A 16141-nucleotide genomic window follows, 5' to 3' on the forward strand; every position below is an offset into this window, starting at 1 on the left:
TCTATGATTAGAATCAATCCTAATTCTGTCCATTACATAAAAATAGCCCGCAGAGCTGACACTAAGTGCCAACTTGCGGGCTTAACGAATTATAAGAACATATAATTAACTACAATCCTGCTTGACCTCTGAGTAATTCCGCTTTATCTACGCGTTCCCAAGGAAGATCAACATCAGTCCGTCCAAAATGGCCGTATGCTGCAGTCTGTCTATAGATCGGTTTACGTAAATCAAGCATAGAGATAATACCTGCAGGACGAAGATCAAAGTTGTTGCTGATCAGTTGAACCATCTTTTCCTCACTGATTTTACCTGTTCCGTATGTATCCACATTAATCGAGACAGGAGTAGCCACACCAATGGCATAAGCAAGCTGGATCTCACATTTGTCAGCTAGACCTGCAGCTACAAGATTCTTCGCCACATAACGAGCTGCATAAGCCGCAGAGCGGTCCACTTTAGTTGGATCCTTACCAGAGAATGCGCCACCGCCATGACGGGCATATCCGCCATACGTATCAACGATAATCTTCCGTCCAGTCAGACCGGCATCCCCTTGAGGACCACCAATAACAAAACGTCCAGTTGGGTTAATAAAATACTTAGTTTCAGCATCGAGTAGTTCCGCAGGAACAACCGGCATAATTACATGCTCTTTAATATCTGCCTGAATTTGTTCAAGAGAAATTTCTTCCGCATGCTGTGTAGATACTACGATAGCATCCACGCGTACAGGCTTCTCATCTTGATATTCGATCGTAACTTGTGTCTTCCCGTCAGGACGCAAATATTCCAAGGTTCCGTTCTTACGAACTTCAGATAAGCGGCGAGCAATACGGTGAGATAAAGCGATCGGCAACGGCATCAGTTCTGGTGTTTCATTCGTAGCAAAACCGAACATTAAGCCTTGATCACCCGCACCAATATTTGCTGTTTCTTCAGCCAATTGTGCTGGATCACGGTGCTCGAGAGCAGAGTTTACACCTTGAGCAATATCAGCCGACTGTTCATTCAGCGAGCTCAAAACTGCACAGGTATTATAATCAAAACCATATTTTGCACGTGTATATCCAATTTCTTTAATGGTATTGCGTACGATGGCAGGAATATCTACATACTCAGATTTGGTACTGATTTCCCCGATCACCAAAACAAGACCAGTTGCTACTGCTACTTCGCAGGCTACACGTGCATTTGGATCATTAGCTAAAAATGCATCGAGTACCGCATCGGAAATCTGGTCACAGATTTTATCCGGATGCCCTTCCGTCACGGACTCGGAAGTAAACAAATGACGCCCTTTAATAGACAAGTATAACAACCTCCCTTATGGTTAGTCTGACACTGTATAAGGAGTTCCTTAATAATCACAGGCCAAATTATAAAAAACTATAAAACTAAGAAACTCAGGAGCCTGTTCTTTTTATGAAGGATGATTGCAGTATTTCATGTTTATATTCACTAAACTCTTCAAAAAAATGAACCTTTCCCATATGGAAAAGGTCTAAGGCTTTCCTCAAAAGTCATATTATCTTATTTGGGAGGTGGTGTCAATTACTCCGAAGCCCCTCCATCACAGTATAAATATTGATTCCACGGTATTAAATAGAAATATCAGATAGGAATAATAAGAATTATTTCACCCTGATATTTTTAAAGAAGAGACTGTTCAGCTTGCTTAATGAGTCTCTTCGTGATTTCTCCGCCAACAGAGCCATTATCTCTTGAGCTAAGATGTCCAAGATACTGGCTACGGCCAGAACCATTACCTCCGATTGCTCCTAATTCAGATGCAAACTCTGTGTCTGCTCCGCCTCCATAATGCGCTCCATATAAACCAAATTCAGCTGCAATTTCATATTGCATTTGCTTTAGCATTGCCCGACTTTCCGGTACCACTGTACGATTGTTACGTGCCATGTTACAGCACCTCCTGTGAATTTGTAAGATTACAGGAATATTGTGCGTCCAACATCTACTCTTCAATCGCGCCAATGATTTGTAACTTTGGAAATCAGTTTGAAGGTATGATCAAGTACTTTTAAGGGCATTATGAATATATGATTACAAATTATTTCAGTGTATAACCACCGCGAACCATGACAACAAGGCCAAGGGTTTGTCCTGCTTGGACAGTAATACCACGACCATCGCGAGGGAAGGATAATAAATGGTTAGATGGCGCAGCTACTCCATTGGCAAGATCTTTACCATCTGTTAAATCAGCAACACCATTTGCATCCTGAGAGTAGATAACCGCTTTACCCGCACGAACGATAAATTCAGCGCCTGCGGAAGCAATTAAGGTTTGTCCTGGTTTTACATCGACAATTACGGATTCATTACTGCTAGTAGTCGGGTTTGTTGTAGCTGTTGGAGCTGAGCTAGGACTCGGAGTAGCTGTAGCTACTGGAGCTGTACCTGTACCACCTGTAAGTGCTTTCTGAATTTGCTGATCTACATAGCTTTTGGTAACCACTGGATCATCTGCTGTGCCAGGCTGTGAACCAACACCTGCACCTTCAGCAGTAACATTCAACAGTGATCCTGCCCATAGACCACCAGCCAGCAATACAGCAGCTGTTGTTATTTTCCATACCGATTTCAATGAAGTTCCTCCTCATGAGTGGGGATAAATGCCTATAAAAAAAGAATAGCCTCCGAAGAGGCTATTCTTTGCATCGGTAATCGGAGATTACTTAGCGTTTACAACAGTACCAGTTACAACTCCATTATTAGCTTCATCTTTAATTGCATTATTAAATACTACTGGAGCTTTGCTGTCTTTTCTCACTTCAACAGTAATTGTATTGATGTTATTAGCGTTAAGGTCTTGTAGACCGCTAGTTCCATCAATGTTATTAAATGTGAAGTAGAATTTACCAGCATCAGAACCTGCACCAGGACGCACAGCACTTGCTGGAGTTACTTCATTATCATTAATTTTGAAGATAAGATCATCGTTACGGATGTCTTTAACATTTTCAGAGAAGCCAACAACAAGAACTGTTTTATCTCCACTAGAAACTGCTGCAGAAGCAAGAGTTGGTTTCACGCGGTCAGTTAGAATAGATTTGTTCTCAGCAACGAGAATTCCGTTACCAGCTTTATCTGCAATACCGAAAGCTTGGAAAACATATTCTTGTGTTTTCTCAATAGTGCTACCAGGGATGTAAACTCTAGCGGTAGCTTGTTTAGGAGCTGTTGCATCATCTCCAGAAGGAACACCATGAACAGTCACAGAAGATCCAACAGGAAGTGCTTTGCTGTCTAGAGTGTAGCTGTTAACATCTGTAAGTGATTTAACATTCAGTCCACCAGCATCTTTAACTGTAACATCATAATAAACATCTGCAATTACAGATCCAGCAGCGTCTTTATCATTAGCAACAATACTAACAACTTCTGGTCTTGTAGTGTCAGCAGAAGAAGTATCTCCTACTGTCAAAGCAATTGTAGTAGCTACAAAAGCATTGTTTGAGAAGGAATCGTCAGTTACCAAACCTTGTGGCAAGCGCACTGTGTAGTTAGCTCCTGATAAAACAGTTGTGCTGAAAGTCAACACTTTCTTATCGGAAGACAAAACGCCGTCTTTTACATTAAGTTTAGTTACTTCTTGACCTGTAGCATCATTAATAACACTAATTACCTTAGTACTTGCTTTATCATGAACAACTTCTTCGTTGAACTTGATTACAAGACCTTTAGAAGAATAAGTAGCACTTGTAATTCCAGGAGCAACAGTATCCTTAGTGAAAGTAATAGCTTGAGTAGCAGCAGCACTCAAAGTGTTACCAAGAGTATCACGTACGGATTGACCAAACACCAGGGAACCTGTGAAAGATCCAGTTGCTGGAAGACTACCCAATGGTGATCTCAATTTAATTGTGTCACTATCAGAAGTATTAACTACTGAGAATACACCTTTGCTTTCGCCGTTAGCGTCCAACAAACGAACATTACCAACCAGGGAATCTTTGTTGATTTTCTTATCGAACTTAACTTCAACATAACGATCTCCAACTGGAGTTACACTCTTAATTACAGGTGCAGCAACATCGGAAACAACTGTTACAGAAGTTTTGATTGGGTTAGGGTTAGCAACGTTACCTGCAAAGTCAGAAACGTTAGTCAGAGATACATCATAAGTAGTGCCACTATTCAAGTTATTAGTAGTCAATACAAATGTATCGTAAGTATCTCTTTGTACTGTTGCAGCTACGCCGTTAACATAAGCAATAATACCAGCTGGTTTAACTGGCTCGCTGAATTTCACATATACTTTGTTTGTAGTTGTTTTTGCAACAGCATTTACAGTTGCTACTGTAGGAGCAGTTGTATCAGCAACAGTCAACAATGTAGTGAAAGCAGGAACCTTTTCGCCTGCAGTTGTCTTAACAGCGTCGTTAACAACAACTGTGTATTGACCCTTCAGGTATTCAAGGTTAGGAACAGTGATAGTAGCCACTGTGCTATCAGCATTCAAAGATACTTCAGCGCCAGCCGGAGTTACAGCAGGAGCGCCGCTCAATGCAGTTACTTGAACTACATCTTTGATCAATTTACCGTCTTCAGCAATAGTATCAGCATCAACAGCACGGTTGAATTTAACAACCAATTGCTTAGCGTTTGGAGCTTCTACGGAAACAACTTTAGGAGCTGCCAATGTTACTTTAGTAGTGTAGTCGTGATCGTTGTGTTTGAAGTTGATTGTAGTTTCAACGCCTGCTACAAGAGCAGTAGTCAATTCAACAGTTGTAGTAGTTTTGTCAGAGAAAGTAACAACTACTTTAGTTGGGCTTACTGCTTCAGCAGAAGCTACAGTAGGAGCTGTTGTCTTTTGATCAACTGCATAAGCTGTTTCAACTACCAAAGAACGGCTAGCGTTAGCTTTGAAGTTAGTGTCTTTAGCAATTAGACCAGCATTGATTACCGCTTGAGCATAACCTTTAGCCCATGCAGATGCAGTGTTGTCAGTTGTAGTTGGTTGTTCCAGTTTCAAAGCACGGAACAATACAGCCGCTACTTCTTCAACAGTTACTTTACCGTTGTAGTCGAAGATACCTTTAACAGTATCTTTACCTTGCATCAAGTTAGCTGCAGTAACAGCTTCGATGTAAGGAACTGCCCAGTTCTTAGCATTGTAACCTTTGTCTTTGTAAGACAATTTGTTAGTTACTTCAGTAAGATCGAACAATTTAGTAACGATCTTCGCGAATTCAGCGCGAGTAAGATCTTTTTCAAGGTGAGCTTGACCATCTGGGTATCCGTTGAGAATACCTTTCGCTGCCAAAGCATCAAATTTTTGTTGCGGAGTTGTTGCTGCGTCACCAAACGCTACAGAGGCAAACATCGAGAATGCCATTGCTGTAGATAATGCTACGGATAAAATTTTCTTCATAACCTTTTTTTCTCCTCCTTGGACGTTCATAAACTGAGATTTTTCTTTAGTTGAGTAGCTCGTGTCACTCATTAGCCGATGCACCCCCTTTCCAGAGTTGAGCAAATTAAGTATAAATAATGTCTGTGACGGGTATCACAGAAACTGGTAAACAATGATCAGGACATGACAATACTAGATTCCTAATTATACCTAAGTATTATACAATGTGCCTCAAGTCACGTAAAGCTAATTTTTCCATTTTGTTAAATTCGCTTTACAACCGGTTAATTTCAACTGCCTGTGTAAATGACTCTACACCTTAAACGCAGAAGATTTGGAAAAGTTGCGGTTTTTCAAAAAAAACTTTTCTTTTTTTGTTTTCCGGTACAATCCCAATAGAAGATACATATGTATGTTCTACTAACTATTGTTAATCTTGGGTTGCCACGGAAAATAGTATACCATAGTCGTTTTCTAACTTCATTATGCAATATTTACTAAGTATCATTAACACTAGTACCATTTATTTAAACATTCCTACAAAATTTGAGTATAAAGGAGCGGAAAGGCCTGATTTCTCACATTCACCGTAGGTTTTTTATATGGCGGTTCCCCCTTCTGAGCTTCAGCTCTTAAAGCTACAACCACCTAAAAACCTTCGCTTACAGGTATGATCAAACATGCTCGTTCTTGGGTCGCCTCCTGGTTCAATGATGGCCCCTATTTACCGTCACCATTCGGAGATTCGCTCTATAGATAGCATCATGCTGAACGCAACAAAAAAGCGCCGTTGCCGGCGCTTGCTTCTATTACAGTAGGGTCTAACGAATCTTCATAGATAACTGGATCAATTCCTGACGCTTTTCAGGACTTGAGTTTACACTGTCGTACATTGCATCAATAGCTGCGCGATTCTCGCGATAGCTCTTCTCATGCTTAATTGTAGTATGAGACCATTCGATAAGGGCATTCTCAGCCACAACAAGCTCGTTGTATGAATCATGGAATCCTGTAGCCTGCACAAGCTCTTCCATGACCTCTTGTGTAATTTCCTGTAGTGCCCGTTTAGCCGCGATTTCCTTCTCTAACACTTTCGCTCTATTCTCAAACATATTCTTGGCTTTCATGTAATCCAACTGTGCTTTTGCTAAAATCGGTTTCATGGTTGGCTTTCACCTTTCAGAAAATAATATTTTCTACGTTATTGTAACGTAAATCTAAGAAGAATACAAAATATATGTCTTTGGTAAGTTTACACTTTTCTCTGAGTTAACGATTATACAACTGTAAAATTGGTTGAGATTACCCATTTAAATGGAATGAAGAACGACCAATCCGCAGATGTTTCTTGCGAAATTGGCCGTTTTTCCATTCTAACGCATTAATTAAAAGTTTTCGGGAAAATACTTGTGCTCTTCTTGAGAAGCTCTACAGCAATCTTACCAGCCTCTGCACGAGTGAGTTTCCCCTTTGGATTGAAATTATATACTGGCTTCTTCTGGCCCGTAATCGTTACTGCACTACCTTCCATGATCTTAGCCTTGGACACTGCTTCAATAGCTGGTCGAGAGTAAAAATCCATATTACCGGTGTCTACAAAAGATTTAGATAGACTGGTTAACAATTTATTGTCATTTGTAGACATTTTCAGTTTAAGTGCCCGAGCGATCATCACAGCCGCTTGTTCTCGCGTAACAGGTTGATCCGGACCAAAGAAACCATCGCTTAATCCTGTAACAATACCAGCTCTTGCTGCAGTCTCAATATGTTTGAAGTCCCAAGTGGTAGACACTGCCTCAGGAACAATATCGAAGAACGTCTGCTGATTGTTATTATAATTCAATGGAAGACTCAAGCCCTTCACTAACAATGTAGCGAATTCTCCACGTGTTGTTGTATTATCAGCACCAAATTGGTCAAAACGCAAATTTTTCATAATGCCTTTAGAGTAAAGACCATTCAATATATTTCTTGCCCATGGATGATTAGTAATATCCGTATATCCACGACGAAGTTTCATGACAGTGTAATATCCGAATTGATCAAATGGAACAGTAATTGTGTGTTTCTTCGTATCTACTTCCCCGCCAATATTCTCCCATTGCCCTGAATCTGTATAACGGAATACTGTGATTGTGGATCCAACTTCATCAACAATATTTGGATTAAAGGTTAGTGTAAGATCACCTCGCTGGGATGGTACAATTTTGCGTTCAGCTTCAATTTGTGTGAAATTACCTTCTATAGAATAAGGAGCAATCCCATTAGTGGCTGGTTTATAAAGAGCAGTGCCCTTCGTACCTTTCTCTCCAAGTCCACCACTAAGCCAATAAATATCGGATACACGTGAGAAGTTATTAGTTTCTACTGTTGAATTAAAACGTAATACAAGATCTGAAGGGATCAACAACGTACTCAATCCACCTGGAGTCCGTGCATCAGCATCGACGTTAATAGTATTGCCATAATCATTTTTACGTTCAACAACACCATCCAATGGATCAGCAATACCGAACAATAGTTTTGTATCTGGATAGTACTTAGCTGCACCTGAGGTTGTATAGCCCTTCATAAGGGTACCTTTAGGGAAGCTCAGTTCTAGTCCCTTATTAAACGCACTATACTTCGTTGCAACTTTCTCAGCCATATACTGCGTGTCTACTTGAACGGCACTCGCATAATACACGCTTATCGTATCACTGAGAGTAGAATCAGCGCGAACAATTTGAATTTTAATTGTTGTCGCTTTATCTGCTTTTAAACCTACATAATCCAGAGTGAAACGATTCGGCAGATCAGTGCGCTTTTCGGCTTCATATTTATCAATAATGACTTTTGTAGCACCTTCAGCCTCAATGTCAAAACGAACGAAGTTTTTGTTAACGACGATCTGTTCACCTACGGTCGCCACTGGGGACAGTATGCGATACGGAGAAACTTCACGAACAACTTCCAGACGCTGATTCGTACGTGCACCAGTGTCATTAATTAATTCGAGATTATATACAATGCTTCCAGCGGTTTCAGCTGGGATATCACGAATACGAAGCATAAATTCCGTGCTGTTACCGGAGAAATCATAATAATATTTTTGATTATTATAGGTGAATTCATTTAGCTTTCTGTGTCCAGCAGCATTTCCGGTCAAAACTTCACTACCAAAAGAAAGAAACAAGTCTGATCCCTGGTACAGGTTAAGCTTAGTAGCCGCCCCGCCTCTTAGCACCAAATCATATTTAGTTTGGCTAGTAACAAATTTTTCATCCTTATAAATGAACTCAGAAGTTAAGCCTAAAATGTCATTAAGCTCTTTATCAGTATAATCCTTCACTAAATCATGAGTAAAATCGACTCGTCCCTTAGATACAGCCGGATGGAACTGTGACAAATTAGAGACATTCGTATCGATGATATAAATCCGTAGCTCTTTACGAATCTCTCTCTTATTTCCCGCTTTGTCCATCGAGGTTCCAACAAACACAATCTTGTTCTCACCATAAACTAGTGGACCAGAGGAGGAAATAGGTAAATTAAAGGAAAACTTTGGATTCGTCAGCGTTACATTAAACTCATATCCATTTTGATGTGCATCTGTTTTTATTTTATCATTCGATATACCATTAATAAAAAATTGAGGATTACCGATGCTTTCAAATCCAATATATTCACCAGAAATAGTCATACTATTAGAGCTAGTAGCAGAATTAAAGGTATAAGTCTGTCCATCATTCAAATTAGCTACATAGATATAATTCTTAGAAACATAGGCGATATCAGCATTATAAAAAGATTGGGACCCCGAAAATTGGAATTTTACTTTTTGCTGGCCATTAGAGAAGCCCTCAACTTTATATACCTTTTCATTTGCATTTAATCCATTGACGTTAGGCTGCTCAGTCAAGACTAGCGAAGCGCCCAAAGGCAGATAAGAGCCCTGCAATATCGCTCCTGCTTTTGGAGCAACATTAGTTTTCACCAGAATGAAGAAATCCGGCTTTTCAACCTGAGAACCATTTAACGCCAGTTTGGATACTGATGAAATCTCTACTTTTCCCGAAGGATTTTCTGTATATCCTGAAAGATAAAACATATCTGTAATCACAGTCTCATCTTTCAAATATTTATAACTTTCCTTGGTTGAAGTTTCGTAAGATCCATATTTAATGGACAATACCACATTGCCAGAACCGGTAGTAAGGTTAAACGGCGTTGTGGTCTCGAATGAAACCAATCGATATTGAGGCGTTACACCATCTGGACCAGGAATTACAATTTCTTTTTGACCAGCACTAGTATCTGGCGTATAAACACCATCAGTAGAAACCGTGTATGATTTTAATACTTTAACTGTAACGACCTGATCATTTATTTTGACTGTATGATCATCTTCGAAGGATTTATCACTTGCACTATAAGGTAAAAGTACTTGTCCTATGATATTTGCTGTAGTATCTGAAGCTGTTAATGTAGGAACATTCCCCAGAATGTTATGAGCTTTAAAGTTTGTTCCATCACCATGATAAATCTGTAAGTCAGTAAATGGTCGATTAGTATCAAAGTAATAGACCGAACGCTTAATCGTAATCGAATCTGCTGCGTTCTGTACTACGATTTCTAAGGTATTCTCCCCTGATTTCAGTGTTAATGCTGGAGTGAAGAATGTACCATCCTCAAGCAGTGAGGTTTGTAGTGAAGATCCTCCATTCAAGGAAACCCCAACTCTGGTAGCATTGGTAACATTACCTTGTAGCGTGATCTGCTGGTTAGGAACAACAACCTTAGTTCCCTCGTTCAGATTAATAGCAGAAGGTCCGCCACCAAGTATTTGCAGAGAAGAGATATAAGGAACCTTATCATAAAGAACATAAAATGATTCTGAGCGCTCTAAAGTACCTTGCATCCCAGAAAAAGTAATCTTATTGTATCCTGTAAACAATGTGAGCCCACTAGCAATAAAACGGTTAGTAGGATTTGTTGTATCAGTGGTTACTGCGCCCGTAGTCGAATGGGTAGCATCTGTAACCCATTTACTACCACTTTGAGTCAATTGCTGTACAGTGACCTTCATTGTAGAAGTTGTCACCTGTGCATACGTACCGGTAATCGAAAAATTCGGATTGCTTGTCTTATAAACGGTTTGTCTTGAAATATTATATTTGGCATTCGGATCGTTATCCGGAACAATCTCCTGTTTCAGCTCAATTGTATTTCGCAGCGTGAGATCATCCGGACTGAAGTATGTCGTGGTAGCCGCTGCCGCTATCGGCGTGTATTTACCTGGGAACATAGAAACGATCAAAGCCGCCAGCATCAGCCAAACGAACGGTCTCTTAAAGCGTTGCATGTGTTATATCTCTCCTTTGAGTATAAGTTCTCGTAAACCTTCACTTTGTTCTTTATCGGTCATAAGTAGCGATATTTTTAGGGAAAATAACAAAAAACTCATCCGAAATCGGATGAGTTTTGTTAAGTTTAGAAAATTTTAGAATAATTGCTTAGTCGCTTAAGACTTAGAGCCTCTTTCCGGATCAGCCTTCATGCGCATTCTTAAAAAGAAATCAATCAGTGGACGTTTAGTCTTACCAATCAAACCTGTGATTTCAGCACCGATCTGCAAGAAGAAGAGCATGATGCAGATAACCACGAATGTAACCCAGTTTGCTTCATAAAGAGCTGCGGATGATTGAATAACAGCTAAAATACCGAAAAATGCAGCAATACCATAAATAATGAGTACAGTCTGGCGGTGGCTAAAGCCAAGCTCGCGTAGACAGTGATGCAAGTGACCTTTATCTGGTGCAAAGATTGGTTTCTTCTGCAGCTTACGGCGCACGATCGCAAAGAACGTGTCCGACAAAGGTACACCGATAATAAGCAAAGGTGTAATAAACGAAACTACAGCGATCTGTTTAAATCCTAACAAAGCAAGTAATGCCAAGCAAAAGCCTAAGAACAGCGAACCCGTATCTCCCATGAAAATCTTAGCAGGATGGAAGTTAAAGAACAGGAACCCGATGATGCTACCCAGAAGCAACAGACACAGCATTGCTACCATGGTGTTTCCCATCACAAAAGCCATTGCCGCAATCGTAGCAATTGCAATTCCTGATACACCAGCCGCAAGCCCGTCCAGCCCGTCGATCAGATTAACGGCATTGGTAACACCGACAATCCAGAAAATCGTAAGCGGGATAGCAATCCAACTCTCCAGTGAGGAATACGTATTGTTAAATGGAATATTCACAAAATCTACAGTAATACCAAAGCCGAAAACAACGATACAGGCTGCGATAATTTGGCCCAGTAGCTTCACTTTTGCTGATAATTCGAATCGGTCATCAAGTGCCCCGATAAGTACAATCAGTCCGCCACCACATAGCAGCGCTTTGATGAAGTTGACCTCCCGCGGAGTGAACTCGTATGGAATAATCGGCAATACGGCAAGCAGGCCTAACACAAACGCTAGAAAAATAGCTAATCCGCCAAGGCGGGGCATAATTTTCGTGTGCACTTTACGAGCATTCGGCACATCTGTTGCACCAATCTTGATGGCGAATTTCTTCACCAAAGGTGTGAGGCCAAGTGCGAGTCCCATGCATACGATAAATCCAGCGATGTATATGATTAACATTTGATCAGTCGACCCCCATTTCTCTACCGCATTGAATTATACGCTGTTACAAAAACAAATTCCAATCCTTTATTTAGGCTATTTATCTCATTTTCTAGGTGAATATCGGCATTTTGCTAGACTTTTGTTACTTTATCTTTCTCACGCACCACTTTTAATGCGAATTTCGGCAGTGCAAGCATTCGTTTGTACCGTGTAGGTTCTTTTAGGAGACGGTACAACCATTCAATTCTCATTTTTTGGAACGCTATTGGCGCTCTTTTGCTCTTCCCAGAGATCACGTCAAAGCTGCCGCCGACCCCCATCATGATCGGAACGCCAAGTTTGGACTTATATTTAGCAATCCAAGGTTCCTGACTATCTGCACCTCTGGCCACAAATAATAAGTCAGGGTTAGTATTAACAATTTCAGCGATAACCTCTTCGTCCGCATCCGAACCAAAATAACCGTCATGATATCCTGCAATGATAACACCCGGATATTGCAATTGTAACCTTTCAGCGGTTTCCCGAATCACCTCAGGCGTAGAACCTAGAAGATATACCTTCCAGCTATATCTTTCACCCTGTCGCATCAATTCATGTAACAGATCATAACCTGCTACCCGTTCGGTTACCGGTTCATTACAATAATTAGAAGCCCAGACAACTCCTGTCCCATCGGGGACAACCAATTCAGCCGATTTCATAATACCCATATAAGCTGGATCTTCCAGTGCAGCCATAACCATAATTGGATTGGCCGTAATCACTTGATGCGGGATACGGGTCTGAACAGCCTCCGTCAAATAAGCAACTGTAGCTGCCATATCCACTTTCGAGACTCTAATCCCAAAAATAGGAACTGTAGGTACCGCGCTGTCTGCTTTCACTTTAGATCATCCTTTATGGTGAAAATATTCTACAATTTGCCGAGCTGGTGCCTCTGCTGCTTGAATCAACTTGGTGATGACCTCATCCCGTTCGGTTCTCCATTCCTTTGCGGTGTTCAAAAGATGGACAATCTCGTTAGCAACATGTTCAGCATCTAGTGTGTTTGTCGCTCCAACAGGATGGCACTGGATTCTCTTCAGAAAATGATCGATCTTCGGATCATAAGAAATACCTATCAGCGGAACACGTCTTCCAGCCGCATAAATCAAGCTATGAAGTCGCATTCCGATTAAAACATCACATTGTCCCACTTCCCGTAACATTTGCTGCGGGTGAATAGCATCCTCACAAATACTAACCTGCCCACCCTGCTCGGTTATACTTCCTTTCAGCTTCTCCATCACATAACGTGAAGCCTCATTATCCGAAGGAGTGTGAAAAGGGAGGAATCGCAAATGCAATGGAATCTCACGGTTGGCCTTAATCAGGCCTTGCGCAAGAGTATCCAGTTCTCTGCGATCTTGCTCCCAAAAACGTACTGATATCCCGATCACCGGAAGCGAGTCTGCTGATGCCGAAGATTGTACAGCAGCAGCAGGGTCTTCCTCCGGTAGAGACAAGCCCATAACCGGATCGGGAACAACTTCTACGTTCTTCTGTTCTAGTCCCATAGATAGAAGAAGCTCGCGGGATTGTTCATCCCGCACAGATATATAGGTACATTTACGAAACACTGATTTGATAAAAGGGTAAAAAAGTTTGCGATTCACTGGCCCAATGCCTTGAGCATAGATAAAGGTGGGTCTCCCCATCCATTGAGCAAGCTTGATAATCCCTAAATAGTACGGAATACTCTTGCTACCTGTTACATCCTGCAACAAGCTACCCCCGCCACTAATCAGACCCGCGCTCTCATAAATCGCTTGACGGACTTCAACAAGCTTCATCCGGTGCACGGATTTGACTCCATAGGTCGCAGTTGTCCACTCAGGATCAATGGATAGTACTATAGGCTCAATGGATATACCCAAAGCTTGAGACTGTTTCTGCAGTGCAATTAGAATAGACTGCAATACCGCCTCATCTCCACTGTTACGAAAACCATAGAAACCAGAGATAACTATCTTTTTAGGAGTGGCGACCATCGTTTCCAACACCCTTCTACAATCTGCCATACGATTACGGCAATTACACCAATGATCAGTCCGAGTCCAAGACCTAACAATCCACGAACTAGCGAGATCAGAACTGGTGAATGAATATGTGCAAAGGTATCCACCATGGAGAGCTGACCAATTACGGCAATAATCATGATAAACGCTGCACTCCGGTATCTAAAGGCTAAGAATGCACCCAGAATTAAGAGTGGATGAGCTAGTAAAAATTCTTTATTACGTGGCCGGACGCCGACTGTATTCTCAAGGAATGTACGGAAGGCCATCTCTAAAGGTGTTACGTTGCCCCCATTTCCGGTTCGGCTCAAATAATACATACCCACTACTCCAAGAACTGCAGCGGCAATAACCCAAGCTAGTGTAATAGGTGTCCGCAGCAGCTTGCCCGTCTTGTTGAACACAAATTCCCCACGATACAAAAGTACATATAGTGCCACAAGGCCGATAGGTGCCATATGAAGCAGACTAACACCACGGAACTGGTCCAGCACTAGACTATAAGTTATGTTGTTGAGCAGTGCGATCACAAATGGCACGGCGCTCAAAGAAATTAATGAAGTCTTCAGATAAAGCACCAGACTATGTGTGAACCGACGTTGCGGGCTCATAGCCTTATAGGTAAGGTTATTGCTCCGTAGAGGAGGCCCCATTTCATTGACCTTACGAATGGCCAGTACAACAGCAAGAGTCGGCGCACTTATCGCTGCTGCTAGTGCCAGCCCCTGCTCAAACATTTCTGGTTTCAAGACCAGCAGTCCTGCACTTCCCAGTAATCCAAGTACCCATGCAGGAATCGTAAGCCATGGAATAAAGTAAGAAATCAGCAGCGCTACTAAAGAGACTGCACCAACTACCGCAACTAGCTTGAAGTAACGTTGATAAGACGAATCTACAACCTCAAATGCCGTAGCTTGTCCTAGTTTAAAGCCATTATCTTTGATCTGTTCAACGGCGCCTCCAGGTTCACTCAGACTGGTGACAAGGTTGTCTAGCGTATCTGTAATCTGTGCCTTTGCTGTATTCCGTGAAGGAATTGTATTTAAATAAATCATGCGAATATTGCGATCTTTTGTTGCCAAAGCGAAACGATCTGAGATCACTTTTGGATCTAAGGCAGAGTCCCCTTCGCTAAGGGAATACAACCGTGTTACGTTATAGTCCAGCAAATAAGCAAGCTTGTTAAAGCCCTTCTGCTGCTTCTTAATATTCTCAATCGCTGCAATCCCGATTCCACGTTCTTTAAGGAGATTTGCAAAGTCAGTGATACTAGCCGTATCGGCATCATCATTAAACCCTTTAACGGACTCTCCCTCGAATAGGATTCGCTTCACACCCAATTCTTCATAACGATCTAACAGCTTCTTAACGGTCGCTTTATTATAAGTCAGAGAATCCACCAGACGCGGCACAATGGTAAATCCTTTGTCATGCAACATCTCCAGTGTAAATGGATCTGGCTGAAGTGGCTTCAGTGTAGCATCTTCTATTGGAGTCTCAATAATAAGACCTTGTTGTCCGCGGAAACTCCATTCCTTCGAAGTAATCCCAAGATTACCGAATGCCTCTTTAATGACAGGCGCCAGGGCCTGGTAGTAATCAGGATTAGTAAAAAGAATATAAGTATAGTTCTCATTCACCGGAATAATTGTATCCGTAAGATTAGCGATATCAGCCGCTCCCCACATCATGAGACGACGTGCCTTACGATAATCTTCCAGCGTGCTTTCGTAAATCGCCATACTCTGAACACCAGCATCTTTTAGACGATCTAACTGTTCGGAAATATAATCCTGCGGATTTGCACGATAGCTTGCTACTTCAACTAAATCCCGGTAATCAAATACAAATTCCACTGTCTTGGAAGACTTCTCCGTCTGCAGACGGTCATAGACAACTGGCAAGGCAGCTAAAACGCCAACCACAACTATGATCCACAGCCACTTCCGGGAAGAAATATTCCAACGTTGCCATTTTTGCTGCACCAAAAGTACCTCCTCTTTCACTTCAAAACTCTTTTTACAAAAGTAGAAACGGATCGTCATCCTTTAGAGACGGTACCCGTTTCTACGTTAAAAATAT

At 41.5% G+C, this 16141-nt stretch carries 10 protein-coding genes; all 10 read right to left on the reverse strand.

Going from position 1 to position 16141, the window contains the following annotated elements:
- Window positions 1-109: 109 nt before the first annotated feature.
- The 10 genes from metK to ACN6KS_RS28310 all read right to left on the reverse strand — a co-directional run bounded on the left by metK (window position 110) and on the right by ACN6KS_RS28310 (window position 16044).
- Complete coding sequence (metK, locus tag ACN6KS_RS28265) at window positions 110-1312, reverse strand: methionine adenosyltransferase (protein WP_042192431.1); 1203 nt, start codon at window positions 1310-1312, stop codon at window positions 110-112.
- Window positions 1313-1653: 341 nt separating this feature from the next.
- The gene (locus ACN6KS_RS28270) at window positions 1654-1920 is read right to left on the reverse strand and encodes an alpha/beta-type small acid-soluble spore protein (RefSeq protein WP_341135886.1); all 267 of its coding nucleotides are present in this window, start codon (window positions 1918-1920) and stop codon (window positions 1654-1656) included.
- Between the two features lie 151 nt (window positions 1921-2071).
- On the reverse strand, window positions 2072-2608 hold the full coding sequence (locus tag ACN6KS_RS28275; protein ID WP_341135887.1) for a hypothetical protein: 537 nt from the start codon (window positions 2606-2608) through the stop codon (window positions 2072-2074).
- 87 nt (window positions 2609-2695) lie between these two features.
- The gene (locus ACN6KS_RS28280; RefSeq protein WP_440960949.1) at window positions 2696-5473 is read right to left on the reverse strand and encodes an Ig-like domain-containing protein; all 2778 of its coding nucleotides are present in this window, start codon (window positions 5471-5473) and stop codon (window positions 2696-2698) included.
- A gap of 731 nt (window positions 5474-6204) precedes the next feature.
- The gene (locus ACN6KS_RS28285) at window positions 6205-6546 is read right to left on the reverse strand and encodes a hypothetical protein (protein WP_440960950.1); all 342 of its coding nucleotides are present in this window, start codon (window positions 6544-6546) and stop codon (window positions 6205-6207) included.
- Between the two features lie 218 nt (window positions 6547-6764).
- Window positions 6765-10727 carry an S-layer homology domain-containing protein gene (locus ACN6KS_RS28290; protein ID WP_440960951.1) on the reverse strand — a complete coding sequence of 1321 codons (3963 nt, stop codon included), beginning with the start codon at window positions 10725-10727 and terminating at the stop codon, window positions 6765-6767.
- A gap of 159 nt (window positions 10728-10886) precedes the next feature.
- Window positions 10887-12014 carry a glycosyltransferase family 4 protein gene (locus ACN6KS_RS28295; RefSeq protein ID WP_042131352.1) on the reverse strand — a complete coding sequence of 376 codons (1128 nt, stop codon included), beginning with the start codon at window positions 12012-12014 and terminating at the stop codon, window positions 10887-10889.
- A 116-nt stretch (window positions 12015-12130) separates the two neighbouring features.
- Window positions 12131-12886: a WecB/TagA/CpsF family glycosyltransferase gene (locus ACN6KS_RS28300; protein ID WP_440960952.1), complete on the reverse strand. Its 756-nt coding sequence runs from the start codon at window positions 12884-12886 to the stop codon at window positions 12131-12133.
- 6 nt (window positions 12887-12892) lie between these two features.
- Window positions 12893-14032 carry a polysaccharide pyruvyl transferase CsaB gene (gene csaB / locus ACN6KS_RS28305; protein WP_341136133.1) on the reverse strand — a complete coding sequence of 380 codons (1140 nt, stop codon included), beginning with the start codon at window positions 14030-14032 and terminating at the stop codon, window positions 12893-12895.
- Complete coding sequence (locus ACN6KS_RS28310; protein WP_440960953.1) at window positions 14008-16044, reverse strand: DUF5693 family protein; 2037 nt, start codon at window positions 16042-16044, stop codon at window positions 14008-14010. Before ACN6KS_RS28310 ends, csaB begins: the two co-directional genes overlap by 25 nt.
- Between the last annotated feature and the right edge of the window lie 97 nt (window positions 16045-16141).

It is taken from the genome of Paenibacillus nitricinens, from assembly GCF_052056485.1.
GTDB classification, from domain to species: Bacteria; Bacillota; Bacilli; order Paenibacillales; family Paenibacillaceae; genus Paenibacillus_AQ; species Paenibacillus_AQ nitricinens.

Excerpts from the sequence above, each read along its gene's own strand:
- ACN6KS_RS28270 (WP_341135886.1), bottom strand. The coding sequence starts at position 1,920 with ATGGCACGTAACAATCGTACAGTGGTACCGGAAAGTCGGGCAATGCTA.
- ACN6KS_RS28280 (WP_440960949.1), bottom strand. The coding sequence starts at position 5,473 with ATGAGTGACACGAGCTACTCAACTAAAGAAAAATCTCAGTTTATGAAC.
- ACN6KS_RS28285 (WP_440960950.1), bottom strand. The coding sequence starts at position 6,546 with ATGAAACCGATTTTAGCAAAAGCACAGTTGGATTACATGAAAGCCAAG.
- ACN6KS_RS28290 (WP_440960951.1), bottom strand. The coding sequence starts at position 10,727 with ATGCAACGCTTTAAGAGACCGTTCGTTTGGCTGATGCTGGCGGCTTTG.
- ACN6KS_RS28295 (WP_042131352.1), bottom strand. The coding sequence starts at position 12,014 with ATGTTAATCATATACATCGCTGGATTTATCGTATGCATGGGACTCGCA.
- csaB (WP_341136133.1), bottom strand. The coding sequence starts at position 14,032 with ATGGTCGCCACTCCTAAAAAGATAGTTATCTCTGGTTTCTATGGTTTT.